Below are 26,160 nucleotides of genomic sequence, written 5' to 3'. Positions count from 1 at the left end.
GCATAGCGGCTGGGGTGGTCTCTCTCATGGGGACACTCTCCACCTTAAATCCTTGTCAGTCAAGGGTTTTGCTTTTATTTTACCTTTTTTACCGTTTAAGTCCCGTTAGTAAGGGGAGGTGTCGAAGGACGTTCGGCGAGCGCTCAGTCGAGGCGCGGAGGGGTCGTTCTACGAAATTGAGATGCACCCGTTCCGGTGTCTATCGATCTTGGGCTTTTAACGTAAAGCTTGAATCTGCCGGAACGCACCGCCCCTTTTTTTATGGCGTTGTTCGCCGTCAAAGGTGCGTGACGCGGGAATAACTTCGACGCCATTTTGTTGTCCGCGTCACACACCCTTGTCTGTGGGCGGTGTACATTGGCGGTGCGTGACAGATCGATCGGTCTTACGAACGACACCCTATTTTTTCAAGTCACGCACCCTACGGTTGACTGGTGACTGTTTTTTACCGAACGCCAGCGAGTTCGGGGGTTTTCAAGCGAGCGTCGTCTTTGGAAATGACGGCGTTTCCGTTCTCGTCTACATCGACGATCGCCTTGTCGCCCTCTTCCAAGTTTCCAGCCAGCATTTCTTCAGCCAGAACGTCTTCCAACAGACGCATAATCGCTCGACGTAACGGACGCGCCCCGTAAGCCGGATCGTAGCCTTCGTCTACCAACCGCTCTTTAAACGCTTCCGTGGCTTGCAACGTGATGTTTTGTTCCGTCAGTCGCGCGAACACCTGTTTCAGTTGCAGTTCGGCGATTTCCTTGATTTCTTCCCGCTTCAACTGACCGAAGACGATGATATCGTCCACGCGGTTGAGGAATTCAGGACGGAAGTACTGCTTCAACTCCTCGTTCACCAGGTTGCGAATGCGGTTGTACTGGGCGTCTGTCTGGTCGTCGGCCACGTCGAAGCCCAAACCGCCGCCACCTTTCTCGATAACGCGAGAGCCGATGTTCGAGGTCATAATCAGCAGGGTGTTTTTGAAGTCCACCGTGCGACCTTTGGAATCGCTCAACTGTCCGTCTTCGAGAATCTGCAACAACAGGTTGAAAACGTCGGGGTGAGCTTTTTCGATTTCGTCGAAGAGAATGACCGTGTAAGGGCGACGACGCACCGCTTCGGTCAGTTGTCCGCCTTCGTCGTACCCCACAAATCCCGGCGGGGAACCGATGAGCTTCGAGACAGTGTGACGTTCCATGTATTCGGACATATCCAGCCGAATCATAGCCTCTTCCGACCCGAAGAAGTAATCCGCCAGAGATTTGGTCAGTTCGGTTTTTCCGACGCCTGTGGGGCCGGAGAAGATGAAGCTGGCGATGGGACGTTTGGGGTTTTTCAAGCCGACGCGGGCGCGACGAATCGCACGAGAGACGGCGCGAACGGCTTCCTCTTGTCCGATGAGACGCTGGTGCAGGGTGTCTTCCATGTGCAGCAGCTTCTCGGATTCGCTTTCTTCGATTTTCGTCACGGGAACGCCCGTCCAACTGGCGACGATGTGGGCGATGTCGTCTTCCGTCACCACGGGAACGCGACCGGGTTTTTGCTGGCGTTCTTCGGCCAGTTTGTCCATTTCGCGGCGGATTTCCAATTCGCGATCGCGTAGTTCTCCAGCTTTCTCGAAATCTTGAGCGTCGACGGCTGCTTCTTTTTCAGAAATCGCTCGAGTTAGTTCTTTCTTCATGTCCCGACTGGCGGGGGACGATTTGAAATGCTCGATGTGAACGCGAGACCCGGCTTCGTCGATGAGGTCGATGGCCTTGTCCGGTAAGAAGCGATCGTTAATGTAGCGATCGCTGAGTTTGGCCGCCGCGTCGAGGGCTTCGTCGGCGATGGTCAGTTGGTGGTGTTGTTCGTAGCGATCGCGCAGTCCGAAGAGGATTTCGATGGTTTCCTCAACAGTCGGTTCGCCCACCATAATCGGTTGGAACCGACGTTCGAGAGCTGCGTCCCGTTCGATGTGTTTGCGATACTCGTCGAGGGTCGTCGCCCCGATACATTGCAGTTCGCCTCGGGCCAACGCCGGTTTGAGGATGTTCGCTGCATCCAGGCTTCCTTCTAACGCCCCCGCACCGACGAGGGTATGAATTTCGTCGATAACTAAGATGATGTTTCCGTTTCCGCGAACTTCTTCGACGATGTTTTTCAGGCGTTCTTCAAATTCGCCTCGGAAGCGCGTTCCCGCCACCAACAACCCCATATCCAGGGCGATGACTTGCTTGTTTTCCAGCATTTCGGGAACGGCGTTTTTGACGATGCGCTGCGCTAATCCTTCGGCGATCGCCGTTTTCCCGATTCCCGGTTCGCCGACGAGAATGGGGTTGTTTTTGGTACGACGACCTAGGATTTGAATCAGGCGTTCGGTCTCCCGTTCGCGTCCGACGACGGGATCGAGTTTTCCGGATTCGGCCAGTTGCGTGAGGTTCGTTCCGAACTCGTCGAGGGTGGCAGTTTTCCCGGTTTTCGCACTGGGGCGATCGCCCACGGCGACCCCAGCCACTTCCCCGAGTTGTTTCATCACTTGGGTACGGAGATCCGCTAAATCGACCCCTAAGTTATGGAGAACTGTCGCCGCGACGCCTTCTTCGTCTCGAGTCAGTCCTAATAAAATATGTTCCGGGGCGATATAGTTATGGCCGAGTTGTCGGGCTTCTTCGACAGCGTACTCAAAAACCCGTTTGGCTTTAGGCGTGAAGGGAATTTCGGCCGAGGCGAAGCCGGAACCGCGCCCGATGAGTTGCTCGACCTCTTGTCGGGCGTTTTCACGGCTGACGCCGAATTTGTTGAGGACTTCGGCGGCGATGCTGCTTCCCTCGCCGACTAAACCTAGCAGGATTTGTTCGGTCCCGACCATGTTGTGTTTGAGCCGACGCGCCTCTTCTTGCGCCAGCATGACGACTCGGATAGCTTTGTCTGTAAAGTGTTCGAACATAATTCGCGTGCGATCGAGTAGAGCTAGTTGTCTGCGGGGACTCTAGGCGTGCCGTCGCGGAATGGGGACTTCGATTTCTCCGGGAGCGACCTGCCTCGAAGGGAAAAGGGGGGAATCTATGAACTTTTATGTACTTACATTAATATAATGTATCGGCACGAAGCCAACCGCCCAGTGAGGAGAGCCGAATGGTCGAAGGTCGGTTTTGACCGATCCTATTCCGATCGGCAAACTTTACCTCGTTTGAGGTTCCGACAGTCGCTAGGCTCTCGTTCCCAGCCTATTACAGGATCGCGGACTGGTGCAAACAAACCTGTAGCGATCGCCCCCTATTTTAGACGGAAATTTTTAACGCCTCTATAATCTAGAAAGTGGCAGATCCCTCGACACCGCCTCGGTTCGCCTCGGGATCGATCCGAGTTGCCGTCCAGTTTGCGATCGAATGCTGGGATTTTCACGCTAAAAAATCGCAAGTCTCGGCTGTTTGTTGTCCCAGTTTCCGGTCTCGATCGATTTTAATCGAATGACTATGAGTTCGACCCAGCACACTGAAACGATTTCGCCCCTCTCGCCCTCTCCGCACCGAGCGATCGTTCGCCTCGAAGAAATCTATAAAATTTACGGTTCGGGTAATACAGAAGTTCGCGCTCTCGATGGCGTTTCGATCGAAGTTTTTCCCGGCGAATACTGCGCCATCATGGGACCGTCGGGATCGGGAAAATCCACCGCCATGAACGTCATCGGCTGTCTCGATCGCCCGACAGACGGCCGTTACTATCTCGACGGTGTCGATGTCGCTGGGTTGTCCGAATCCCATTTAGCCAGCGTTCGCAACCAAAAGTTAGGCTTTGTCTTCCAGCAATTCCACCTGCTCCCCCAAATGACCGCCTTAGAAAACGTCATGTTACCGATGGTCTACGGCGGCGTTTCTCATCAAGAACGACTCGATCGCGCCACGGACGCCTTAACCCGCGTGGGCTTGGGAAATCGACTCCACAACAAACCCGCCCAACTCTCGGGAGGACAACAGCAACGGGTGGCCATCGCCCGCGCGATCGTCAACCAACCGGTTTTACTCCTGGCGGACGAACCTACCGGCGCCCTCGACAGCCACACGACTGAGGAAGTCATGGGCATTTTCGCAGAGTTGAACGCCTCGGGCATTACCATCGTCATGGTGACCCACGAAGCGGAAGTCGCCCGTCTGACGCAGCGCGTGATTTGGTTCCGCGACGGACAGGTCGTTCACGATCGCCTTCACCCAGAAGAACTACATCTGGCTATTTCTTAAATCCCGGCGTTGTTTAAAAAAACAATTTCACGACATCGAAAATTGTCCGAGAGGTTGACGTCCGAAGCTTCGGGGAGCTATACTGAGAGTGTATCTATAAGGGTTCGCTCGTACATATTCTTGATTTTTTGTTCAACCCTCTTAAACGACACAGCCGCTAAGGGGTTGACAGCCAGATCCCCGGCATCTCCAACAAGATGCCGGGGATCTCGACTGGGGAACAATTCGAGGAAAAGTCCCCAGAAAAGAGAGAAAAATACCCTCAAACCCCTAAGCTTTGTCAGCCATCGCCAACATCAAATCGATCGTACGATTGGAGTACCCCCATTCATTGTCGTACCACGACACGACCTTAAAGAACTGAGAGTTGAGTTCCATCCCCGCCGTCGCATCGAAAATACTCGATCGCGGATCGGTCGTAAAGTCCGTCGAAGCCACCGGGTCTTCCGTATACCCGAGAACGCCTTTGAGATCTCCTTGCGCCGCTTTTTTCATCGCCGCACAGATATCAGCGTAGCTCGTGGCTCGTTCCGTGCGAAAGGTCAAATCCACCACCGAGACGTCCGGCGTCGGAACGCGGAACGCCATCCCCGTCAAACGGCCGTTCAATTCCGGTAAAACCAACGTGACCGCTTTCGCCGCACCGGTCGAAGCCGGAATGATATTTTGAGTCGCACTGCGTCCGGCGCGTAAATCCTTTTTACTCGGTCCGTCCACCGTCGGCTGTGTCGCAGTCATAGCGTGAACCGTCGTCATCAACCCTTCCGCCAAGCCGAAGTTTTCGTGAATGACTTTCGCGATCGGCGCCAAACAGTTCGTCGTACAACTGGCGTTGGAGACGACCGTATGTTGGTTGGGGTCGTACGTCTCATGATTGACCCCCATCAAGAGAGTCGGAACTTTATCGGGATCTTTCGTCGGTGCAGAAATGACGACTCGTTTCGCACCCGCCTCGAGATGTTTAGAAGCCCCGTCGTAAGTCGTGAAGCGCCCCGTCGATTCAACCACGTACTCGACCCCCAAATCGCCCCAGGGGAGCTGAGCGGGATCGGTATTCGAGTAACAGGGAATCGATTTCCCGTTTACAACAATACTATCGTCTGTCGCCTCGACCGTTCCGTTGAAGCGTCCGTGAGTCGAATCGTACTTGAGCAAATAGGCCAGTGCTTTCGGGGGGACGAGGTCGTTAATCCCGCAAAACTCAATATTGGGGTTGCTCAGTCCCGCCCGAAACACCAGTCGTCCGATACGACCGAATCCGTTAATGGCGACTTTCAGGGTTGCCATAAAAATCCTCCGATTGTGGGTGCTTTAGTAATATCGCTATCACCAACGATACAGAATAAAGCTGGAATTAGTATAGCGTCAGGATTTGAGGGAGTTTCGAGGCGGAAATCGAGCCACGGCTGAGCGATCGCACTCCCAAGGCAAGATATTCTAGAAGGAGTCGGCTTTAGAAAGGTTTTAAAAACTCTAGGGTGTCGGCTTTGCTGAAATCCCACTATTTCACTTACTATCGAGATCGAACATAACGATCGCACCCAATTTCAACGACCCAGACGATCGCAGTCGCCCAACGAGCCGTCGGCGTTCGAGACGAAGCCTTTATCGCGACCCACGCGAAGATTGCCGCAAACACTCCCTTCCTTGTGTCCCCTACTCTCCAAATCGACAAAGTCTTATGAACCCTGATGAGGTAAAAATCGTTCGACCTGAAGGTCTTCTCGACGGTGTGAAAGCAAGTCAGGTACGACGCGACATCAGCGAGTGCCTAGAAGCCGGTGCCAGGATCGTGTTGCTCGATTTGAAAGACGTGACCTTTATCGATAGTTCGGGACTCGGGGCGTTAGTCTCCGCTCTCAAAACCGTTCGAGCTGCCGACGCGAAAATGTTTATCTGTTCGATCAGCGACCAAGTTAAAATCCTCTTCGAGCTAACGAGTATGAACCGCGTCTTCAAAGTGTACGCCGATCGCGAAGAGTTCGAGCGAAACGTTCTCTCGTCTCCCTAAACCTAGAGTCGAGACAGTGTTTGACGGTATTACCGATAGTTTTTCACGAAAACGTCAGTTGCAGCAACGACAGGTCGTCGTCCAGCGCGCGCTCGGGAGATAACTGCTTGACGCTCTCTAAAAGGCGTTCCAAGTCTACCGTACCGCCATCGCTCTCGCGAGATAGCCAGTCGGCGAACGCATCGAGTCCCCAAACCGTCCCATCGGCTTGGGGGATTTCGTAAATCCCGTCGCTGAAAACATAAAGCTGACTCGACGGAGCGATCGCGCATCGTTGACTTTCGTAGTCCGCATCAGGAAACAGTCCGATCGGCAGACTCGGCGTATTGAGGCGATCGACCGTCGTAGAAGCGTCTGCCCCTCCCCGATTCGCCAGCAGTAACGCAGGAGGGTGTCCCGCACTGGCATAGACGAGTTGTCGCGTTTTGCGGTAGTAGACGCCGTACCAAATCGTGAAATACTTCCCTTCGTAAAAATCCGCCGATGTCGTCGTCTGAAACGCTTGATTGAGAGCGTAGAGAACCTCGCTCGGCTCGTAAAAATTCGTCTGGGGCAGCGATCGCGATCGCAGCACGTTGAGAACCGACACCGACAGCAGCGCCGCCCCCACCCCGTGGCCCGAAACATCCACCAAGTAAATCGCCAAAGATTCCTCGTCGAGCCATTGAAAATCGTAACAGTCGCCCCCGAGTTGCTGCGACGGAATAAAACGGGCGTCGATACGAACCGGCGAATGAGACACCGACGTCGGAAGCAGCGATCGCACGTACCGCGCCGCTTCCGACAACTCCGCCTCGAGCATCTGCTTTTGCTTTCGCAAGTCTTGACTGAGCTGATGAATCCGCAATCCCGCTCGGACTCGCGCCTGTAACTCATCGATTTCGATCGGTTTGGCTAAAAACTCGTCAGCTCCCGTATCGAGTCCGGTGACGCGATCCTCGACGGCTCCCCGCGCTGTGAGTAGAATGAAAAAGGTTGTCGAAAGATGGGGCGTTGCTTTAACTTGGCGGCAGACTTCCAATCCGTCCATCACGGGCATCATCCAGTCACACACGATCAAGCCCGGTTTGATTTCCCTCGCCAACCGGACTCCATCTTCCCCATTGTTTGCAACGGTGACTTCGTACCCCTGACGCTGAAGGGCACGTTTCAACACCAATCGCGTGGTGGAGTCGTCATCGATCAGTAAAATTGGAGTCATAGATAAAAAACATAGCACAAGTCAACTTGCAAGCAAGGATGTCATTGCGTTGGAAGATTTGAGTAAATCACCCCAATCTCAGCACGCATCTCTACGAGTCCCCACGGATCTTAACGCCTTAGTTCGGGTTTTGGAGTGGTTCGACCGCCTCGAATCCCCTGCCGTTCCCCAACGAATTTGGCTACAGTGTAAAACGGCGTTAGCTGAAGGATTTACCAATGCCGTACGTCACGCCCACCGCGATCGCGGCGACGACGACCTACCCATCGAGGTCGAGTTCGAGCAAACGCCGACCTATCTCGAACTTCGCATTCTCGATAGCGGACCGCCCTTCGATCTCGAAGGAAAGCTCAACAATCTGCCGACCTCCTCGGACTTACACGCCACGGGCGGACGTGGCTTGAAACTGATGCAGTGCATTGCCGATCGCCTGAGTTACAAACGGCTCGACGACAAGCGCAACTGTCTGTCTATTCTTAAATACTACGAGAGCGAACCTTAATCCGCCCCGATGTCAGTCTCCAAAACACCACGACACGAAGGAGAGGACTAAGGCGAGCACCAACCATCGCGGCAAGTGCAAACTGTTGTAAAGTGCGAGCGGCACGTCGATCGAAAGAACGAAAAAGATCCATCCGACGAACGTAAACACCACGGTCAAAACGATCGCTATCAAGGCTTGTCTCCTCAACGGGCGAACTGCCATCGACGCTTGATATTGTACGCGATCGCCGACACAGACCGTCACCCCACTCGAGAGGCTCGCGTCGATGTGTCGCCCGAAAAATTGTCCCCGTTCCGTTTCCTAAACGTTCCGCTGCCAGTATGCTACGGGTAGTTGACATCCTCTCCCAGCAACCCTATCGGGTATGCAGGGAGATTCCCGGGTTCACACCAAGGATTTCCTGCTTCTCAACCTCTTGACTAGACTTGAACTCAGATAACTTCAAGTCCCCGCCAGAACGATTCCACAGGCTTTTTGTTTTACGTCCACTTGGTGCCCCCAAGCCGGACGGATCTGATTTTTGGTTTTGGGTATTATGCTCTATACAGGAGGACACGGGTGGCGAACCGAGTTCGCCACCGTGAGATGTCCGTGTTGCCAGTGTCTTAACCGTTACTTCTGGGCTGCCTACTGGATGAGCTATCCGTATGTTTTCAGCGTGTTACCACCTTATCAATTATATTTGATGGCTCGTTTCGGCGCTATCCCCTTCTCTCGCTCTCGCATTGTTCAGGGGACGCACCTCAACTCACCGCCGCTTCACCACCCCCTAACCGCTTCGCGGTATAGGCGGAGTACTGCGACGGATCTTGATAGACCTACTCGAACGCGCGTTGGGTCGATCTCCAGGTCGATCGCCAACCGCTAAAGCTCGTGATCTTCGACCGCCTCGCCCCCCTTATCGACCCCATCGCGATCGTCGTGCTGCTGTCCGTCGTCAACCGTCTGGCAGTTTCGGCCAACGACTCCTTTTTCGGCGTCTTGAGACCCTCTTCAGAAGAGTCCGTCGTGTCTCGAGGCTACACCGGGGGATCGGTCTCGCTACCGGGTTTAGTCACCGATCGCGATCGCCATGGAAACCTCTGTGTCGGATTTGGCGACTCGTTACCCGACTACCAACTCGTTCTCGATCGCGACTTTCCCGAACTCTCCATCACCATCGACAGCGGCGGTCGCGACACCACCCTCATCGTCCGCGGTCCGCGAGACAACACCGTACGCTGTGCGGACGATTGGCACGACAGCGCCGACGCCGTCCTCAACGATACGAACTGGGAAGCCGGAACCTACGAGATTTGGGTCGGTACGATGGAACCCGGCGCCGAATGGACGTACCGGTTATCGGTCTCGCCCGAAATCGATCGTCGATAATTGACGATCGCTCGCCGTCTGTCGAATCGCGTTACTCGCCGTACACCTGAGCGTAGTAACTCTGATATTCCTCAGACAGCAAGGGTTTCCACCAATCCTCATCGTCCAAATACCACCGTACGGTTTTTCGCAATCCTTCCTCGACCGTCACCGACGGTTGCCAACCTAACGAGGTTTGCAACTTCGTCGAGTCGATCGCATAGCGGCGATCGTGACCGGGACGATCTTTGACGAAGGTAATCAAATTTTCGCTCGGTTTCACGGGTAAATCTGGCGCCATCTCGTCCATCAACCGACAGATCGTCCGCACCAAATCGATATTTTTCACTTCGTTATTACCGCCGATATTATAGGTTTCCCCCAGTTGTCCGCGATGGATGACCGTATCGAGGGCGCGACAGTGATCGCCGACGTAGAGCCAATCGCGAACGTTCTGCCCGTCGCCGTATACCGGAAGCGGTTTTCCGAGCAAGATGTTGATGCACATCAGAGGAATCAGCTTTTCGGGAAAGTGGTACGGACCGTAATTGTTCGAGCAGTTGGTGATGACGGTCGGCAGGTTATAGGTATGGTAATAGGCGCGAGCGAGGTGGTCGCTGCCCGCTTTCGAGGCCGAGTAAGGACTGTTGGGGGCGTAGGGGGTCGTTTCAGAAAACGGTGGGTCGTCCGGGGCGAGGCTTCCGTACACTTCGTCTGTAGAGACGTGGAGGAAGCGGCAGCGATTCGCGTCGGAACGGTTGGCGAGGTGGTGACGGAAGGCTTCGAGGAGGGTAAAAGTTCCCACCACGTTGGTTCGAACGAAGGCGTCGGGTTCGAGGATGGAGCGATCGACGTGGGATTCGGCGGCAAAGTGTGCCACAGTATCGATCTGTTCTTCAGCGAATAAGGTATCGACGAGGGCGCGATCGCCAATGTCACCCCGGACGAACCGGAAATTGCCTGTTTCGGCTAACCCTTCGAGATTGGCCAAATTGCCCGCGTAGGTGAGGGCATCGAGAACGACGACGCGATCGCCGGGGTAGCGATCGCACCAGTAGCGCGTAAAGTTCGAGCCGATAAATCCCGCTCCACCCGTCACCAGCAGCCGACGGGGTTGGCGCTCTGCATGAGTCATCGTCGTTCGAGTCCTCCTTGAACTGAAATGTTTAACGAGTTTCTAGATCGATCGAAACCCGATCGAGGATAACTCGAAACGGGACGTTTTGAGTTAACGGCGAATCCGATGAGAACCCGGCGCACAGGTGACTTCCCCCGAACTGTCCGGCGGCGGGACCGGCATCGGCGGCGCTTCGGAGGTGGGGTTGTCGCTGCGACAGACGGCCATGGTCGAAATTTCTAACCCGCGTTCGTTGGGAACCATAAACACGCCGCTGGTAAAACTGTGGAGATCGGCACGTTTGGCGGTGGCAGTGATGCGAACGCTATCGGAGCGATCGCCCTCGAAGACAATGGCGAAACGGTAATCGTCAGTTTCTGAGGGAACGTCAGCGTTCAACGCCGCGATCGAATCGGCAAAGGTGCGAAATTCCAGATAGTAGGTGCGCTGTCGGCGACTGAGGGTAAACAGGTCGTCGAGGGTGTTAGCTTCGACGAGGGAGGTGGGTAACGCCGTCGAATCGGACAGGCGATCGAAGACTGTCGCGGTCTCGCTCAACTGTTGCGGTCGTGGCCGATCGGGATTCGTGCCGTCGATTTGAACCCGCAGGCGACCCTCTGGCGTCACTTCGGCAACGGTGGGAACGACAGAACCGTCGGGTAGAGTCAGATCGAGATGGAGCGGCGAGCCGGGAGCGACGCGATAGCTGAATTCCTGAGCGGCCATACGTCCGCGTGGCAGGGTCACGATAAAATGCAGCGTGCCGTCTGGAGTGAAAACGAAGGTTAGATCTTGTCCGGCCAAGCCGCCAGGTGCGAACCACTGTCCCCAGAGAGCTCGTGAAAGGTTGCGATCGCTCGCTTGGGCGAGAACGAGCGGTGAGGGAGAAGGGACGGCGGCCCGGGCGCGATCCGTCGCTGCCAAACCTCCTATCAAAACCAGACTCGCTACGGCCGCTAAGGAAACGTTGCCAGTCGAACCGAAGCCATCACGAGGGAGCGATCGCAGCAGTGAACCTATCATTTGTTGTTTTCGGGAGGAACTTTCGCTGGACTGTCTTTCAAAACGCGGGTTTTGTGATGGACGCACTTTTCCGTGGGGTCTTCGTCTTCTGCCATCGGTTTGTCGAGGATTTGCAAGAGTTGTTTGGCTGGAGAGAGCGGTGGCGGAGCGGTCACGTGAACTTGAAGTTTCGGCCCCGTGCGTGCCAATCGAACGATCGCGCCGTCTTCGACCTGCTTCGTCGCAATCAATTTATCGTCGAGATAAGTGCCGTTCGTTCCCAAATTGACCATCATCCAATGTCGGTCTTCGTATCGCAGTTCTAAATGATGTCGCGAGACGACCGCACTGTAGAGAACGACGTGATTGTCCGGAGCGCGACCGACACGTACGACCGTTTCGCGATCGAACGTCCAGCGTTTGAGCGGAAGTAGCTGATGGGGGTGAAGCAAGGTTAGAGTAATCACGCGGGTCAGAGGGATAGAGATAGACGCAACCTAAACAAAAAATCCGAGGCGATTCGAGTCACGTTCGATCGTTCAAACCAGTTGAAACACGAACGTTACGAGATCGCCCTTGCCAAGCGCGATGCGATCGCCCGGTTGTAGGCGGTGGCGGTTGCCCCGAGCTAACGGTAAGTGGTTAATATAAGTCCCATTAGAACTCCCGATATCTTCAATATAATAGCTTTGGGCATCGAGACGAATTTCGGCGTGAACGCGAGAGACGAATTCAGAATGGGGAAAGCCCGATACATCGAGGTCGGGAGCGAGGCGATCGTTCGGTTTGCCAATGCGAACCACGTCGAGATGAGGCGGCAACGCGATCGCCGTATCCGTCTGGACGTGAATCAGTCGAGCCGCAGACGGTTGAATTCGCGTCTCGGGATCGATGCAGGTGTTGACCGTATCTGCCGACAGTGCAGCCGCATTACCGTTTGTCAGACGAACCGCTGCGTGGACGCCCGAACTTTGGCAAGCCAGAGCCACTCCACACTGGCCGCAAAAGCTTGCCCCCACTAGCACCGACGCCCCGCAGTCGGGACAGGTATCCGCTTGAGGCAGCGGGGTATAGCAGGCTTCGCACTGAGCCGCACCTTGAGGATTTTGATGGTTACAGTTCGGGCAGACGATCATGGTGTGTCGAGGATCGGGACAGAGAGGAAAGCTGCGCGATCGCAGATTCCGCTTGCAGCCACACTGTCGGAGGAACGACAACCGAAAGGATTACCCTCGGCGATCGGTAACAGAAATACTCGATCCGGCTTCGGGGTCGAGAAGCCACCACAACGTCCCGTTCAGGGGCTGCACGAGCCGGGAAGGATAGGCGTCTTCGTCGCCGTCAGGTGCGAAAACGTGGGACAGCGCTGTTTGTTTGTTCGCGCCCGCTACCATAAAGATAACGCAGCGAGACAAGTTCAGCACGGGTACGGTTAGGGTCAAACGTGGCTGTCCGTCTTTGTTCCCGACGGTTACGGCGCGATCGCACACTTGTAGGGCATCGGTCTGGGGAAACAGCGATGCCGTGTGGCCGTCGTCCCCCATGCCCAACAGCATGACGTCGAACACGGGGAAATCACCGGGTTCGAGGCCGAAAAATTCCCGCAGCTGAGCTTCGTACCGCTGAGCGTCGGCTTCGGGGCTGTCGCCGTCGGTCATCATCGGACGAACGTTTTCGGCAGGTATGGGAACGTTATCGAGCCAGGTCTGACGCGCCATACGCTGGTTGCTGGCGGGATCGTCAGCCGGAACGTAACGTTCGTCTCCCCAAAAAACGTAAATTTTCGACCACGGCAGATCTTCTTGGGCGAGGGCTTCGTAAAGGGGTTTGGGAGTGTTCCCACCCGACAGAACCACCGTCGCGCGATCGCGCTGTTCGAGGGCGCGGTGGATTTCTTCGACGACGATTTGCAAGGTGCGATCGACCAGGGCCGACGAGCTTGAAAGAACTTCGACGTGCTTGCTCATAGGAATTTTTAGTTTGAACGGCGGCGTTCGAGCGTGTTCGTCCCGATTGTAGAGTACCCTCGTCTGCGCCCGAAAATAGACCCTCCTCAACGTCCGAGAGCGTGCAGTCGTTCGATGCGGTCGGCACAGTCTTGGGTGAAGGCTTGTAAGGTCTCGCGATCGCGGTTTTCTGGAGGGGCGATCGCCTCGCCGATGCGGACGGTGACGGGAACGGGTCTGGGAATTTTCGATCCCGACGGAAAGATATCTTGGGTTCCCCAAAGAGAAACGGGCAGAACGGGAGCTTGGGCTTTGGCGGCGATGAGGGCAGCCCCGAGTTGGGGATGGGGGATTTTTCCGTCGCGCGTGCGCGTTCCCGATAAAAATATCCCCGTCGCCCAGCCGTTTTCGAGATAGTCGAGGGCTTGGCGGATGGCTTGGCGATCGACCGCTTTTCGTTTGACGGGATACGCGCCGTACAGTTGAATAGCCTGTTTGAAGACGGGAATTGAAAATAGTTCTTCTTTGGCCATGAACGCCACCGGACGCCGGACACTACAGGCGACGATGGGCGGGTCGAAGAAACTGGCGTGGTTGCTAGCCACGACGACCGGCCCGCTTTTGGGGACGTTTTCAATGCCGAATACTCGCCCGCGAAAGTAGCCGTGCAACATCGGGCTGACCACCGACCATTTGAAGAGGTGGTACAAGGCGAGACTAATGCCAGGTTCGCGGTTTCGACCCATGTTCGATTGCTGGATTGGATGGATAGGTTTGACAGGAAATTTGACGAAATGCTGTTAACAGTTTATACAAAAATCAATGCAATTGTTTTTTCTCGATCGATCCAATTGTATTGGAAGAATATTTATTTTTTGAACGATCTGTTTTTTTCGATTTTGGATAATTATATTTAATTTTTTAAATCGATGTTTTAAACAAACGAATTTCAAATCAAATAATGCCATCTTTAGGGTCTTTTCTGCCTTTTTTAACGAAGTTATACGGAATCCGTTTTCTTTCAATAAGGCTGAGTTTCAAGAAGTCTTCACCACATCCCCCCTTAGCCCCCTATCCCCCCTTCGCCCCCCTTTGAAAGGGGAGTTGGGGGGATGGTTGGGGGGATGATTGGGGGGATAGAGGGGCTTTTCGGATCGAACTAAACCAGTACTTGAATTTTGTAGATCGAACGCTCAAAAAATATTAAGGCGTTAGAATTTAGGATTTAAAACCCTTAAATTTAAGCGATCGCTTCAATCTAAAAAAGTAAACTGGGTGGAGATTTTCTACCCTAAAACCGACAAAATCCTCAAAAAAAAGCTTTAGCCTCGATCGTTTAACTGTTCGAGCGTTCCGACATTTTCTAACGTTAAATCCGTACAAGTACGGCCGATCAATCCCGTCAGCACTTTCCCCGGTCCCACTTCGACGACGCGCTCGATCCCCTCACCAGAAAGACGGAGGGAAATTTCCCGCCAGCGAACCGGCCCCGTCATTTGCTGCTGTAAGCGAGATTTCAGAGCGTCGGCTTGCGTTTCGGGGGTCGGTTCGACGTTCGACAACAGAGGAACCGTCGCGTCCGAAAATCCCACCGGTTCGAGAACGGTATCGAAGGCTCGTGCGGCTTTTTCCATCAGCGGCGAGTGGAACGCACCAGATACATCGAGACGAACCGAGCGGCGGACTTTCACCTTCGATAATACCGTTTCGATCGCCTCGGAAGTTCCCGAAACCACCACCTGAAGCGGACTGTTATCGTTAGCCAGAACCACGCCGTCCGTTTCTGCGATCGCCGCGTCTAACTGTTCGCGATCGAACTTCATCAAAGCGACCATCGACCCTTCTTCGGCCTCGTTCATCAATTCCGCACGGCGTTTGACCAACTTCAACCCCGTCTCGAAATCGATCGCACCAGCGGCGTACAACGCCACGTATTCCCCCAAACTGTGACCGGCGACGGCGTCGGGTCGTTCTCCCCGCTCCCGTAACAAATCCACGAGAATACATTCGATCGTATACAAACAAGGTTGGGTGTACAGAGTTTGCGATAAATTGTCGCCCGTGCGACAGTTTTCGAGTACCGACCAACCTAAAATCGACTCAGCTTGCTGGAATTTTTCAGCAGCCACTGGCAGTTCGGCTAAATCGACCCCCATTCCTGTCGTTTGAGACCCTTGCCCTGGAAATACCCAAGCTGTTTTCATCGTCACTACTTCAAACTTTTCTAATTAACGTTCGCTCGACGAAAGCCCGTTCGCTCTGGCCGACCCGTTCGACAGAACCTACACTCGAACTCTCGTCCGGTCGAGCATCTTACAACATTCGGGACGAACCCCGATCGCGACGCCCGTTAAACCGCGATCGCTAGCCCCTAAGCCGCTCCACCCCATTTCACAATTGCCGCCCCCCAGGTCAACCCCGCTCCAAATCCCGAGGCGGCGATCGTGTCGCCGGTCTGAATTTGGTGCGATCGCACGGCTTCGTCGAGAGCCAGTGGAATCGACGCAGCCGACGTATTTCCGTAGCGAGCCAAATTGCTAATCACCTTCTCGCTCGGAACGTTCAACCGCTTGGCCACGGCATCTAAGATACGTTGGTTCGCCTGGTGAAGCAACAACCAATCGAGATCTTCATTGGTCAAGTTCGCTCGGAACAGGGCTTTTTCGATCGCTTCAGGAACTTTCTTCACCGCAAACTTATAGATCTCTTGGCCGTTCATCGCAATGCGGCTGTAGTTCCCCTGGCTGACCTCGAGATTCTCGACCAGAGCGTGCGATCGATGACTGTAATCCAGCGTCAGACAACCGTTTTGCGCGCCGTTACTCCGCAACTCGAACCCCAACAGTCCATCGTCCTCGGGTGAAGTCCTTTGCAACACGACAGCACCCGCACCGTCCCCAAACAACACGCAAGTCCGGCGATCCGACCAATCGACCCAACGCGACAAAATATCGGCACCGATCAACACGGCGTTACGATAAACCCCCGTCCGCAAAAACTGCGCGACCGTCACCAATCCAAATACGAATCCCGAACAAGCCGCAGTCAAATCGAAGGCGACCGCTTGCGGTGCGCCGATACGGTGTTGGACGCGACTGGCACTTCCGAAAAGATCGTCTGGCGTCGAGGTCGCGAGGACGACCAAATCCACCTCCGACGGACTCAAACCGGCCATCTCCAACGCCTCCTGAGCGGCAGCCGCCGCGAGTTCGGACAGAGACATCTCTGGACTGGCCAAACGCCGTTGGCGAATTCCCGTGCGCGTCGAAATCCACTCGTCCGAGGTCTCTACGATCTGGCTTAACGTATCGTTATCTAATCTCGTGTTTGGGGTCGACCCGCCACTACCCGTAATTGCAATACCTAATGTCGTCATCTGTTACTCGATCTGTATGTTGTATCCCTCACCGTCCTCGCTTCGGGGTCGAACTTTAGGCGAGAAAGAACTGCGTTCTGCCAGCAAAACCGAAGACTCGGCCGTCGTGCCAGTTCTTTTTCGAGCAAAGTCTCCGACAAACCTCACGTCGAGTCCGTTTACTGTTCGACGAGGTGCTTTTCTTGAATGCGTTCGATCGCGCGGTTGTTTACTGCGTTTTTCGCCAAGCGAACGGCGTTGAAAATCGTCATGGCGTGAGAGCTACCGTGACCGATCACGCAGATTCCGTTGACGCCTAGGAGTAAACCCCCACCGTGTTCGACGTAGTCGATGCGCTGTTTGAGCCGTTTGAGGTTGGGAGCGATATGAGAGAGATCGCGATCGTCGAGATCCCGCAGCAACTCTTCTTGACACAATTGCAACAGCACGTTGCCGATCGCTTCGGCAAATTTCAACAGAACGTTCCCGACAAAACCGTCGCAAACGATGACGTCGAAATTACCCGAGAGGATGTCGCGACCTTCGGCGTTCCCCACGAAGGGAATGCGAGGGTTGTCGGCCAGCATTTGATACGTACGAACGGCGAGATCGTTGCCTTTGGAGGCTTCTTCGCCAATATTGAGCAAACCGACTTTCGGATCGGGGCGTCCGAGGACGCATTGACTGTAAATCGTGCCGAGAAGGGCGAACTGTTCGAGATATTTGGGGCGGCAATCGACGATCGCACCGACGTCTAAAATCAGTACGGATTTGCTGGGGTCCATCGTGGGAAACACCGCACCGATGGCCGGGCGATCGATGCCGGGGAGTCGCCCCAGGCGCAAGAGAGCCGAGGCCATCGACGCACCGGAATGTCCGGCGGACACGACAGCATCGGCTTGTCCTTGTTTGACCAACTCCATGGCAACGTTGACGGATGCTTTGGGCTTGCGCTTAATCCCCGTTAACGCCTCTTCGTGCATTTCGACGACCCCATCTGCGGGGATAATCTGGATATTGGAAGATAGACCTTGTCGTTCTAGGGATGCTTCGATCGTTTCGGGATCGCCGACGAGCTGAACGTCCACGTCGAGTTCGTCGTGCGCTCGCAGCGCCCCAGAAACGATTTCATCGGGGGCATAGTCTCCGCCCATCGCATCTACTGCAATCCTTGCCCTGTTCAATGCCATCGATCGAATCTTGTATAAGCCTCCCAAATTTTACCAGACCACTCCAACTGCAATGAGAAACTCGACTGAAAACGACTGTTGGCACATCCGACGGAGGTGGAAAAAATGCTGAGTTTGGTGGCGTCGGGAGCGGTAGCGCTCTGGTTAGAAACGACGGGAACGACGCTGCCCCCTCCGCGATCGCTCTCGCCGTTGTTGGAAGCGCCGGGACTGGCGTTCTCGACTGACACAGACCCACCCGCCCAGCAGCTCGTCGATCGCTATGTACGACGTCTCTCGTCTCGAGGGTTCGCTCCCGAAAATCAGGGACTTTGGCTCCAAGCGGGAACTCGCGTCCTCGCATCCCATCGCGGTACGGTTCCCCTACCGGCCGCGTCGATTACGAAGGTCGCTACGTCTCTCGTCGCTTTGGAAACTTGGGGCGGCGATCGCACTTTCGAGACGGCTTTTTATGGCACGGGAACCCTCAATAACGGAACTCTCGATGGCGATCTGGCGATCGCGGGAGGGGGCGATCCGATGTTCGTGTGGGAAGATGCGATCGCGGTGGCGATCGAGTTACAACGGCAGGGAATTCAACGAGTCTCGGGGGATCTCAGGGTTGGCTCGACGTTCTCGATGAATTTTAAAGACGACCCTATTGCCGCCGGAACCCTTCTCGAACGGGCGTTCGACGCGCGACAGTGGACGCCGGATCTCGAAAACGCCTACAAGCGTTTATCGGCGAACTCTGCCAAACCACTTCCCAAACCGCAGTTAGATATTCTCGGGGAAGTCCGCTCGGCAGACGACAACCCGTCCGTCGGGAGATTGCTATACCGGCATCGATCTCGACCGCTGCTGACCCTTTTGAAGCAGATGAACGTGTACAGTAACAACGTCATGGCTGAAACGTTGGCGACTCAGTTGGGGGGCGGGGCGACGGTCGCTCGTCGGGCCGCACGCTTGGCAGGGGTTCCCCCGACAGAAATCCAACTCGTCAACGGTTCGGGGTTGGGACAGAACAACCGCATCTCGCCGAGGGCGGCTTGCGCCCTCTTCGCCGCAATTCAGCGTCGGTTAGCTGCGGACGGTCGGACGGTTGCCGATGTGTTTCCCGTTTCCGGCCGCGATGGGGGAACTCTCGAAGACCGGCGGATTCCGAAAGGGGCGATCGTAAAAACAGGGACGTTGTGGAACGTTAGCGCCCTGGCGGGGGCAATTCCGACCCGCGATCTCGGTTTGGTCTGGTTCGCAGCGATCGATGGCGGCGAAGATTACGTCATCCCGTTCCGACGCGCTCAAGACGAGTTTCTCGATCGCCTCGTGGCGCAATATGGCGATGAGGTGATGTGATGATGTGATGGGGAAATTGCCTCATCTCGCTTCGTTATCAATTGTTAACTGTCAACGATCGATTATTGAACTGTGTTTCGAGGAATTGTTTGGATTGTTTGCCTCTGGTGGCTGTGGATGCCGATGGCGATCGCTGGGGAGTTGGGCGATCGCGCGGCACAGTTTCCGAACTGGCAGGGAAAACCCCCCGTCCGTATGGCAAAAGGGGATTTGATTTATCCGCAGTGGATGGCTGGAACGTGGGACGTAACGAGTACGCTGGTCGAAGCGATCGCACCGTTAGCCCCGGACATCGTTACGCCGGGATACGAGGTCAACCGTCGCTATTTGGATCGATCGCTCCAGTTTCAGGTGCGCTTTCAGCCACAGTCGCCGTCTGAGTCAGGTTTGAATTCTGATGGTGAGTCCGACGCTCCCATTGTCGCCGATCGCACCTTCAACGGCGAAAGTATCGCTCGCGCGTATTTAGGCCCCGACAGCGAGGTGTCCGTTCGCGTCGATCCCGACAACCCCAACCGCCAAATTACGCGGATTCCGCCGAAACGCCAGTTAGTTTCGGTGGTGCGAGGCCGAAACAGCGAACGTCTGAATCCCGACCGCTTTGTGGCGACGGAAGTGGCGTATCAAGTCTTTCGCACGCGGCCGCAAATCTATCTGAACGAGGTGGAAACCACGACGGTTTACTATCGCGCGTCGCCGACTCGGATCGAGTCCGACCAAATGACCGCGATTTATTTGTCTCCGAAAGACCCGAATTATTTTCGGGCGAACGGTCGTCCGGTCGCTCTGTACCGCTATCGCTTGCAACTCGATCGCTCGACCGACAACGTATCGTGAATCTCGTTACGAGGTGATGGACTGTTCGATCTCTCGTTTTCGTCTCTTCTGCGATCGTACCCTTAACCTAAAATTACAAAACCTGCAACGATCGCGATCGCTGTGGTGTTGTAAGGTCGATCTAATTTTCTAACGATCGAACTCACGTTGGAGAGATGGAGTAAATCACAGAAATCCTTCACTCGATTAATCACAATTAGAAGTGTCTTCTCCGGGTCATACTTTAGAATGCATAAATATACGATCGAGCGAACGATGCTCATCCCCGGAGCGATCGGCGAAATGCTCGTGTCGGCCCGAACGACTGGAAAAATTGCAGTTGCCGATCGGTACGGGTTACGTGCAGCTATTTTGGACGATACGCTCTCTGAAGAAGAAAGACGGGCAATCGATCGATTGCTGCGGGCTATCCTCAAGGGCAAAGTCAAAGTTGAAAACGAGTTATCTGTTATTGGCTAGACTGCTGAGAAAACAGGACTTCTTGGCAGTCTTAAATCGCTATTTGTTTTGGCTTTGACGAACTTTTGAATTTTTAACTGTTCGCCCCTAAACGTGAAATTGAGGGTGATTTTACAGTGGAAATTCATACTTGAATTCGAGACGCACTGTCGGTCATCAAAAGTGTAGAAAGTGGAGTCGAATTTTCGGTTTCGCTGAGACCTCTTACTGGCGAGAACGAACTGCTCGAAGAATTGACGCGCTCGGGTCAATTTTTACGAAGCAGTTGAGAGGTGTGTCTCGATCTGAAAATTGAATAGAAATTCAATAAAAGTCGAGAACGATCTAATTTTGAGGTCGAACCGACTTATGCACGCATCACCAGCGTTCGATCGCCGATCGCGCGTCGGAACCGACCCGTAGCGTCAGATCGGAATCGAGATCGCCAGTCGAAAGAGACTCGATGTTTCCGAATCCCAACGCACCTTGCAACCGTCGAGCCGCCTCGAGATCGCCCGTTTGGACGACGATTGCCGTATGACGGCGCACCTCGTTCCAGTTGGGAGCGACGTAAATCTCACTAAACCCGAGTTGTTGCAATTTCGATCGCACGAGATCGACCGTTTGAGGGTCGCCACTGGCGTTTTGAATCGCAATGCGAGGTCGAGTGGGCGTTTCGTTAAAAGCCGCTTGAGAACTCGGTCGATCGATAAAAGCATCCGATGGCGTGCGATCGAGAAATTCCGCCACAATGCGATCGCGTTGTTCAGTATCGATCAGCCAGTAACTGCTATCAGACTCAGTAGCGGTACTGAAACGTCCCGGCAGCAAAACCATGCGAAACTGCTGTGGGTCGAGTTGCACGCCAAATCCAGCCAAGGCCACCATTTCCTCGAGCGTAAGGTTCGTATCGACATACTTCTGCATCACGCGCACGATCGCCGGAATGCGAGGAATCACCGTGGGGTTAGTCAGGCGATCGCGCAACGCTTCAATGAGGATTTGCTGTCGCTGGACTCGTCCGACATCCCCATAACGCCCTTGACGGAAACGACTGAACTGCTGGGCTTGTCTGCCGTCGAGGAGTTGCCAACCGGGATCGAGATCGATAACGAGTTGCTGCGTGCGATCGAGATAGGACATGGGATAGGGAACGAACACCTCGACGCCTCCCAGCATATCCACGAGTTCGACGAGAGCTTCTGTATTGACGCGCACGTAGCGATCGACGCTCAAGTCGTTCGTCAAGCCTCGAACCGTGGCTTCAGCCAGTGCGACGCCACCGATGGCGTTGGCTTGGTTGAGTTTGGCAACTCCATAATCGGGCAGTTCGACTTGCGTGTCTCGAGGAACAGAGACGACATTGAGGCTGTCGTCGTTGGGGTCGAAGTGCATCACCAACACCGTATCGCTACGTCCGCGAAAGAGATTGGGGGAATCGTCGGCGATTTCCGGGTCGCGATCGACCCCCAACACGAGAATGTTAACCGGACGCGAGAGTTCGTACCCGAAATTGTCCCACAGTCGCCCTTGACGCCACGGAGAGCGAACGAAGGAAGAGGCAGGCATCACTAAGGCTGCAACCGCCCCCAAAATGGCAGAGGTCAAAATAGTGACGGTGGCGATAACACTCCACCACAGCAGGGCGGAAACGTTTCCGGGTCGAGACGGGGATACTTTCACCGCTGTTTCCTTTGGCGTCGAACGATATTTCGATTTTGCCACTTCTGCGATCGGTGGGGCAGATCTCTCGAGAGCGATCGCTGCTTTCTTGGACGTGAGGACGTTCTTCACTCTGCACGGTATAACGCTCGCGTGGCGTTGGCGATCGCGATTAAGGCGACCCCGACATCGGCAAAGACGGCTTCCCAGAGGGTTGCAAACCCCAACGCCCCTAAGAGAATAACGATACCTTTGACCCCCAGAGCGATCGCGATGTTCTGCCAGACGATGCGGCGGGTGCGACGGCCGAAACGCACGGCATCGACCAGTTTTGAGGGCGCGTCGGACATCAACACGACATCGGCGGTTTCGATGGCAGCGTCCGACCCCAATCCGCCCATGGCCACGCCCACGTCCGCTCGGGCAATGGCTGGGGCGTCGTTGATACCGTCGCCGACAAAGGCCACGGTTCCTGTTTCCGTCGAGGCTAAGTCGCGAAACACCTCGTCGAGCGCGTTGGCTTTATCTTCAGGTAGCAGTTCGGCTCGCACGTCGTCGATGCCGATCGCTTTGGCGATCGATTCTGCGACCGATCGCCTGTCCCCCGTCAACATCACCATCCGATCGACCCCCAACTGTTTTAACTGCGATACGGTGGCTGCTGCGTCTTCTCGCAGGCGATCGGACACGACGATGTCGCCGATATAGCGACCGTCGATCGCCACGCGCACGCCCGTTCCGGCCGACGCGAAGGGGGGAAAGTTCGCCGACTCGAACAGGCGATCGCTTCCAACGGCGATCGCTCTTTCGATCCCTTCACTGTCTGCGGCCGTCACGCGTACCCCACGACCGGAAATTTCCTGATAGTCGCTCAACGTCATCTCAAACGTCATCTCAGAAGTGCGATCGGAGACGGCGCGACAGATGGATCGGGCGATCGGATGGGTCGAGTGAGATTCTGCCAGCGCCGCCCATTGCAATACCTCCTCGGCGTTCCAACCGTCGGCAGGCCGCACCTGCGTTACCTCGAAGGAGCCTTCGGTGAGGGTTCCGGTTTTGTCGAAAACGACGGTGTGTAACTCGGCGAGGCGATCGAGAAATACCGATCCTTTGACCAACACCCCCTGTTTCGCTGCACCGCCGACGCCGCCGAAGTATCCCAAGGGAATGCTAATCACCAACCCACAGGGACAAGATATGACGAGCAGAATTAACGCCCGATAGCCCCATTCGATAAAGGTGGCTTCGGGTAAAAACAGCGGCGGAAGCGTCGCGATCGCCAGGGCTAATCCCACGACGAAGGGAGTGTAACGACGGGCGAACCGTCTCATAAAGGTTTCGGTGGGGGCTTTCTGGTGGCGGGCGTTTTCGACGAGTTCTAAAATTCGCACGATGGAGGATTCGCCGAAGGGTTGGGTGACGCGCACGGTTAACGCCCCGCTTTGGTTGATGGTTCCGGCTAGGACGCGATCGCCCGCTTCGACGGATCGCGGTACGGACTCCCCAGTTAGGGCAGACGTGTCGAGATAGCTGTTTCCAGACAACACTTCGCCGTCGAGGGGAATTCGTTCGCCGGGTTTGATGAAGATTTCGGTGCCGACTTCGACGACTTCTGGTGAGACTGATTGAAATCCTTCTGATGTTTTGACACGAGCGACGTCTGGACGCACTTCTAAGAGCGATCGAATCGAGTTTCGAGAGCGATCGACGGCGAACTCTTGGACGGCTTCGCCAATTCGGTAAAACAGCATTACGCCTACGGCTTCTGGGGCGGCGTCGATGGCGATCGCTCCGAGGGTCGCCACGCTCATCAAGAAGGTTTCGTCGAACGCTCGACCGCGCACGATGTGGCGTCCGGCAGTTTTCAAAACGTCCCAGCCGACGATGAAATACGCTGGGAGAAACCACGCAGGCGTCCAGATTCCCGTTAAGACCTCGTTTCCGGTGAGTGCTAGTCCCACGGCAAACCACAGGCTAACCCCCGCGAGAAGCCAGATTTCTCGCCGTTTTTTGCGCTGATGCGATGCGGGGTGGGTGTCGGTTGTGCCGTGACAGCTACAGCAGTCTGTGGTGGGTTTCGCGGACGTCTTCATCAAAATTTTCCTCGAAAACAACAATTGAACAGTTATTCAGATTTTAAGAGAAAGAGTCCGAAACGTTAAGCGTCGCTCTGCGAGGTTCTGGCATCTTCTTAGCGGGAGACGGGGAGAATCACTGTAAACTGCGTACCTTCGCCGATCGCGCTTTGAGCGAAAATTTCTCCGCCGTGGCGTTCGACGGCTTGTTTGACGACGTACAAGCCCACACCCACCCCTTTCACGTTACCGACGTTGGAGGCACGCTCGAAAGGTTGAAAGAGTTTGTCGAGGAAGTCTGACGGCATTCCGATGCCGCGATCGCTCACTGTCACCACGAGGCGATCGCTGTGGCTGTGCAGGTTAATTTCGATGGGATTGTTGGGTGGAGAATATTTAATGGCGTTGGAAATTAAATTAGACAAAATATGTTCGATCAGCGTTGTATCGACAGCAACTGACGAGCAATCGCCTTCGGATGTCAAGTAAATGGGATTTCGCCCGTCCGTACTCTGTTGAAAGTTATCGATCGCCTCGTTCAATAACGCGAATACATCGGTCGGTTGAGGATTGAAGGGAAGCCGCCCGGACTCGGCACGATTGACGGTTAGTAGTTCTTCGAGTTGGTTTCGCATCGAATCGATCGCGTTTTTGATACGACCGAAATGTTTGGCTTTTTTCGCTTCATCGAGTTTGCGATCGTAATATTGAATAATTTCAAGCGATCCTAAAATTTGTGTGAGGGGAATGCGTAGATCGTGTGCAACAGTCGATAGAAATATTGATTTAAGTTGGTTGACTTGAGTTTGTTCTTGTAGTAAACCTTCTATTTTTTTAGTCTCTATTTGTTTTTTTATGGCTATGGCGATCGTCGTTTTTATATCTTCTATTTTGGCGGGTTTTGTTAGATATCCATACGCTCCTGTCTCGAGAACGCGATCGAGGGTAGTATTATCGCTAAACGCTGTTAAGAAAATAATGGGAATTCCCGTTTGTCGGATGAGTTCGGCTGCTTCGATTCCCGTGAGATCTCCTTTCAGTTTGATATCCATTAAGACTAAATCTGGCGGATCGCAACGAACGCGATCGATGGCTTCCTCCGCAGTTTTGAGAATGCCAACAACCCTATACCCGAGAGATTCGACATCTTCTGCGAGGTTATGGGCGGCAATCAGTTCGTCTTCAACAATTAATATCTTTTGATATTTCGTCATTTTTTCGATCTCTCAAAATGTTGGTTTTCTGTTTTTATTGAGTTTTATGTTCGGTTTGTCGAATATTTTAGAATCTTCGGGATATATGGTGATTTTTTGTGTCTAGATAACGTAATACCAAGGGTTTCAGCGATTGTAGCTTGAATTTTATGTGGTCTAGGATACAGTTTTCATCACAGACCCAGAAGACCCATATTTTAGGTATTTTCGCTCGAAGACTTTGTTTTTTCGATCGCGATCGACAAAAAACAAAGTCTTATTTTTTCAAGCAATGAGTCTTGGAGTCTCAAACAGTCCGTCAGTTGCTCGAATCTAGATTATTTTTGAGAGGCGAACGTTTCCTGAGAAATGTACTGAAATCCAGTATACATAGCGATCGCAGTGCAATATAAGTCAATTCATCTCCGATCGCGTTCGATATGAAAAATGAAACTGTTAGGTAAGTTTTATGAATTCAAACTTTCGGTTTGCCACTCAATCTTACCATACCTTAAAAAGCGACAACTTTCGACAAAAAACAGAAAATAAACTGTCAATCAATTATATAATCGTGTTTTAGAGGCAATCGCCGATCGATTGTCGTTTTTTCTCGAGATCTCTGTAGCATCTTTACAGATCGGGTTTGTGGAGAGGAACGAGCATGACATAAAAATAGGACAGTTAGCGAGACAAAAAACAGTAAATTTGGGAAAAACTGCCGAAACCGAACAATTG

General features: G+C 54.1%; 23 protein-coding genes and 1 pseudogene. 7 read left to right on the top strand and 17 right to left on the bottom strand.

The features are described 5' to 3' along the window. Nucleotides 1-445: 445 nt before the first annotated feature. Nucleotides 446-2,917, bottom strand: a complete 2,472-nt coding sequence (locus tag GEI7105_RS0106190; protein ID WP_017659609.1) for an ATP-dependent Clp protease ATP-binding subunit — start codon at nt 2,915-2,917, stop codon at nt 446-448. A 529-nt stretch (nt 2,918-3,446) separates the two neighbouring features. On the opposite strand from GEI7105_RS0106190, the gene GEI7105_RS0106180 reads away from it, so the two are divergent. Further along, nucleotides 3,447-4,208 (top strand): ABC transporter ATP-binding protein, encoded by a 762-nt coding sequence (locus GEI7105_RS0106180; protein ID WP_017659607.1) that lies wholly within the window; start codon nt 3,447-3,449, stop codon nt 4,206-4,208. A 270-nt stretch (nt 4,209-4,478) separates the two neighbouring features. Here the strand turns inward: GEI7105_RS0106180 and gap are convergent, their stop codons facing one another. Continuing rightward, a complete protein-coding gene (gene gap / locus GEI7105_RS0106175) occupies nt 4,479-5,495 on the bottom strand; it encodes a type I glyceraldehyde-3-phosphate dehydrogenase (protein ID WP_017659606.1) in 1,017 nt (338 codons plus the stop codon). Nucleotides 5,496-5,889: 394 nt separating this feature from the next. On the opposite strand from gap, the gene GEI7105_RS0106170 reads away from it, so the two are divergent. Then, nucleotides 5,890-6,219, top strand: a complete 330-nt coding sequence (locus tag GEI7105_RS0106170) for an STAS domain-containing protein (RefSeq protein ID WP_017659605.1) — start codon at nt 5,890-5,892, stop codon at nt 6,217-6,219. A 43-nt stretch (nt 6,220-6,262) separates the two neighbouring features. Here the strand turns inward: GEI7105_RS0106170 and GEI7105_RS0106165 are convergent, their stop codons facing one another. Beyond that, nucleotides 6,263-7,420: a PP2C family protein-serine/threonine phosphatase gene (locus GEI7105_RS0106165; protein ID WP_017659604.1), complete on the bottom strand. Its 1,158-nt coding sequence runs from the start codon at nt 7,418-7,420 to the stop codon at nt 6,263-6,265. A 49-nt stretch (nt 7,421-7,469) separates the two neighbouring features. Between GEI7105_RS0106165 and GEI7105_RS0106160 the strand changes: the two genes are divergently transcribed. Then, nucleotides 7,470-7,922 (top strand): ATP-binding protein, encoded by a 453-nt coding sequence (locus GEI7105_RS0106160; protein ID WP_342662815.1) that lies wholly within the window; start codon nt 7,470-7,472, stop codon nt 7,920-7,922. Nucleotides 7,923-7,934: 12 nt separating this feature from the next. On the opposite strand, the gene GEI7105_RS0106155 is transcribed toward GEI7105_RS0106160, so the two are convergent. Continuing rightward, the gene (locus GEI7105_RS0106155; RefSeq protein ID WP_144053690.1) at nt 7,935-8,168 is read right to left on the bottom strand and encodes a hypothetical protein; all 234 of its coding nucleotides are present in this window, start codon (nt 8,166-8,168) and stop codon (nt 7,935-7,937) included. Nucleotides 8,169-8,798: 630 nt separating this feature from the next. Between GEI7105_RS0106155 and GEI7105_RS0106150 the strand changes: the two genes are divergently transcribed. Then, on the top strand, nt 8,799-9,296 hold the full coding sequence (locus tag GEI7105_RS0106150; RefSeq protein WP_017659601.1) for a hypothetical protein: 498 nt from the start codon (nt 8,799-8,801) through the stop codon (nt 9,294-9,296). A 31-nt stretch (nt 9,297-9,327) separates the two neighbouring features. Here the strand turns inward: GEI7105_RS0106150 and rfbB are convergent, their stop codons facing one another. From rfbB to plsX, 10 genes and pseudogenes are all read right to left on the bottom strand, one after another. Continuing rightward, entirely contained in the window at nt 9,328-10,410 is a 1,083-nt protein-coding gene (gene rfbB / locus GEI7105_RS0106145) for a dTDP-glucose 4,6-dehydratase (protein ID WP_017659600.1), read from the bottom strand. Between the two features lie 93 nt (nt 10,411-10,503). After that, the gene (locus GEI7105_RS33185) at nt 10,504-11,415 is read right to left on the bottom strand and encodes a type IV pilin-like G/H family protein (protein WP_017659599.1); all 912 of its coding nucleotides are present in this window, start codon (nt 11,413-11,415) and stop codon (nt 10,504-10,506) included. Continuing rightward, nucleotides 11,412-11,846 carry an FHA domain-containing protein gene (locus GEI7105_RS29295; protein ID WP_245555380.1) on the bottom strand — a complete coding sequence of 145 codons (435 nt, stop codon included), beginning with the start codon at nt 11,844-11,846 and terminating at the stop codon, nt 11,412-11,414. The genes GEI7105_RS33185 and GEI7105_RS29295 overlap by 4 nt, the downstream gene beginning before the upstream one ends. An 87-nt stretch (nt 11,847-11,933) precedes the next feature. Further along, on the bottom strand, nt 11,934-12,383 hold the full coding sequence (locus tag GEI7105_RS40960) for an FHA domain-containing protein (RefSeq protein ID WP_445958299.1): 450 nt from the start codon (nt 12,381-12,383) through the stop codon (nt 11,934-11,936). Then, nucleotides 12,384-12,530: pseudogene (locus tag GEI7105_RS40955) on the bottom strand (double zinc ribbon domain-containing protein); the annotation flags it as partial. 90 nt (nt 12,531-12,620) lie between these two features. Beyond that, nucleotides 12,621-13,361 (bottom strand): 6-phosphogluconolactonase, encoded by a 741-nt coding sequence (gene pgl, locus GEI7105_RS0106125; RefSeq protein WP_017659596.1) that lies wholly within the window; start codon nt 13,359-13,361, stop codon nt 12,621-12,623. A gap of 86 nt (nt 13,362-13,447) precedes the next feature. Further along, a complete protein-coding gene (locus GEI7105_RS0106120; protein ID WP_017659595.1) occupies nt 13,448-14,086 on the bottom strand; it encodes a lysophospholipid acyltransferase family protein in 639 nt (212 codons plus the stop codon). 576 nt (nt 14,087-14,662) lie between these two features. Then, nucleotides 14,663-15,544, bottom strand: a complete 882-nt coding sequence (fabD, locus tag GEI7105_RS0106110; protein WP_017659593.1) for an ACP S-malonyltransferase — start codon at nt 15,542-15,544, stop codon at nt 14,663-14,665. Between the two features lie 167 nt (nt 15,545-15,711). Next, nucleotides 15,712-16,716 (bottom strand): beta-ketoacyl-ACP synthase III, encoded by a 1,005-nt coding sequence (locus GEI7105_RS0106105; protein ID WP_017659592.1) that lies wholly within the window; start codon nt 16,714-16,716, stop codon nt 15,712-15,714. A gap of 158 nt (nt 16,717-16,874) precedes the next feature. Beyond that, nucleotides 16,875-17,885: a phosphate acyltransferase PlsX gene (gene plsX, locus GEI7105_RS0106100; protein WP_026097469.1), complete on the bottom strand. Its 1,011-nt coding sequence runs from the start codon at nt 17,883-17,885 to the stop codon at nt 16,875-16,877. Nucleotides 17,886-17,963: 78 nt separating this feature from the next. Here plsX and GEI7105_RS29290 point away from each other — a divergent pair, with 78 nt between their 5' ends. From GEI7105_RS29290 to GEI7105_RS0106080, 3 genes are all read left to right on the top strand, one after another. Further along, nucleotides 17,964-19,220 carry a D-alanyl-D-alanine carboxypeptidase gene (locus GEI7105_RS29290; RefSeq protein ID WP_144053689.1) on the top strand — a complete coding sequence of 419 codons (1,257 nt, stop codon included), beginning with the start codon at nt 17,964-17,966 and terminating at the stop codon, nt 19,218-19,220. A gap of 72 nt (nt 19,221-19,292) precedes the next feature. Further along, complete coding sequence (locus GEI7105_RS0106090; protein WP_017659589.1) at nt 19,293-20,057, top strand: DUF6816 family protein; 765 nt, start codon at nt 19,293-19,295, stop codon at nt 20,055-20,057. A gap of 255 nt (nt 20,058-20,312) precedes the next feature. After that, complete coding sequence (locus GEI7105_RS0106080) at nt 20,313-20,516, top strand: hypothetical protein (protein WP_017659587.1); 204 nt, start codon at nt 20,313-20,315, stop codon at nt 20,514-20,516. Nucleotides 20,517-20,873: 357 nt separating this feature from the next. Here the strand turns inward: GEI7105_RS0106080 and GEI7105_RS0106070 are convergent, their stop codons facing one another. The 3 genes from GEI7105_RS0106070 to GEI7105_RS0106060 form a co-directional block, all read right to left on the bottom strand. Next, nucleotides 20,874-22,178, bottom strand: a complete 1,305-nt coding sequence (locus GEI7105_RS0106070; RefSeq protein WP_245555379.1) for an LCP family protein — start codon at nt 22,176-22,178, stop codon at nt 20,874-20,876. Between the two features lie 107 nt (nt 22,179-22,285). Continuing rightward, complete coding sequence (locus tag GEI7105_RS0106065; protein WP_017659584.1) at nt 22,286-24,250, bottom strand: heavy metal translocating P-type ATPase; 1,965 nt, start codon at nt 24,248-24,250, stop codon at nt 22,286-22,288. A 98-nt stretch (nt 24,251-24,348) separates the two neighbouring features. Further along, nucleotides 24,349-25,446 (bottom strand): hybrid sensor histidine kinase/response regulator, encoded by a 1,098-nt coding sequence (locus GEI7105_RS0106060; protein ID WP_017659583.1) that lies wholly within the window; start codon nt 25,444-25,446, stop codon nt 24,349-24,351. Between the last annotated feature and the right edge of the window lie 714 nt (nt 25,447-26,160).

It is taken from the genome of Baaleninema simplex PCC 7105 (genome assembly GCF_000332355.1).
Taxonomy (GTDB): domain Bacteria; phylum Cyanobacteriota; class Cyanobacteriia; order Cyanobacteriales; family Geitlerinemataceae; genus Baaleninema; species Baaleninema simplex.
Note: the sequence above shows the minus strand (reverse complement) of the source record. Positions and strands in the feature narration are given on the sequence as shown.

Bases quoted from the DNA above. Each gene is read 5' to 3' on its own strand.
- GEI7105_RS33185 (WP_017659599.1), bottom strand. From the start codon at position 11,415: ATGATAGGTTCACTGCTGCGATCGCTCCCTCGTGATGGCTTCGGTTCG.
- GEI7105_RS0106180 (WP_017659607.1), top strand. From the start codon at position 3,447: ATGAGTTCGACCCAGCACACTGAAACGATTTCGCCCCTCTCGCCCTCT.
- GEI7105_RS0106170 (WP_017659605.1), top strand. From the start codon at position 5,890: ATGAACCCTGATGAGGTAAAAATCGTTCGACCTGAAGGTCTTCTCGAC.
- GEI7105_RS0106065 (WP_017659584.1), bottom strand. From the start codon at position 24,250: ATGAAGACGTCCGCGAAACCCACCACAGACTGCTGTAGCTGTCACGGC.
- pgl (WP_017659596.1), bottom strand. From the start codon at position 13,361: ATGAGCAAGCACGTCGAAGTTCTTTCAAGCTCGTCGGCCCTGGTCGAT.
- plsX (WP_026097469.1), bottom strand. From the start codon at position 17,885: ATGGCATTGAACAGGGCAAGGATTGCAGTAGATGCGATGGGCGGAGAC.
- GEI7105_RS0106120 (WP_017659595.1), bottom strand. From the start codon at position 14,086: ATGGGTCGAAACCGCGAACCTGGCATTAGTCTCGCCTTGTACCACCTC.
- GEI7105_RS0106105 (WP_017659592.1), bottom strand. From the start codon at position 16,716: ATGACGACATTAGGTATTGCAATTACGGGTAGTGGCGGGTCGACCCCA.
- GEI7105_RS0106080 (WP_017659587.1), top strand. From the start codon at position 20,313: ATGCTCATCCCCGGAGCGATCGGCGAAATGCTCGTGTCGGCCCGAACG.
- rfbB (WP_017659600.1), bottom strand. From the start codon at position 10,410: ATGACTCATGCAGAGCGCCAACCCCGTCGGCTGCTGGTGACGGGTGGA.
- GEI7105_RS0106190 (WP_017659609.1), bottom strand. From the start codon at position 2,917: ATGTTCGAACACTTTACAGACAAAGCTATCCGAGTCGTCATGCTGGCG.
- GEI7105_RS0106060 (WP_017659583.1), bottom strand. From the start codon at position 25,446: ATGACGAAATATCAAAAGATATTAATTGTTGAAGACGAACTGATTGCC.
- fabD (WP_017659593.1), bottom strand. From the start codon at position 15,544: ATGAAAACAGCTTGGGTATTTCCAGGGCAAGGGTCTCAAACGACAGGA.
- GEI7105_RS0106165 (WP_017659604.1), bottom strand. From the start codon at position 7,420: ATGACTCCAATTTTACTGATCGATGACGACTCCACCACGCGATTGGTG.
- gap (WP_017659606.1), bottom strand. From the start codon at position 5,495: ATGGCAACCCTGAAAGTCGCCATTAACGGATTCGGTCGTATCGGACGA.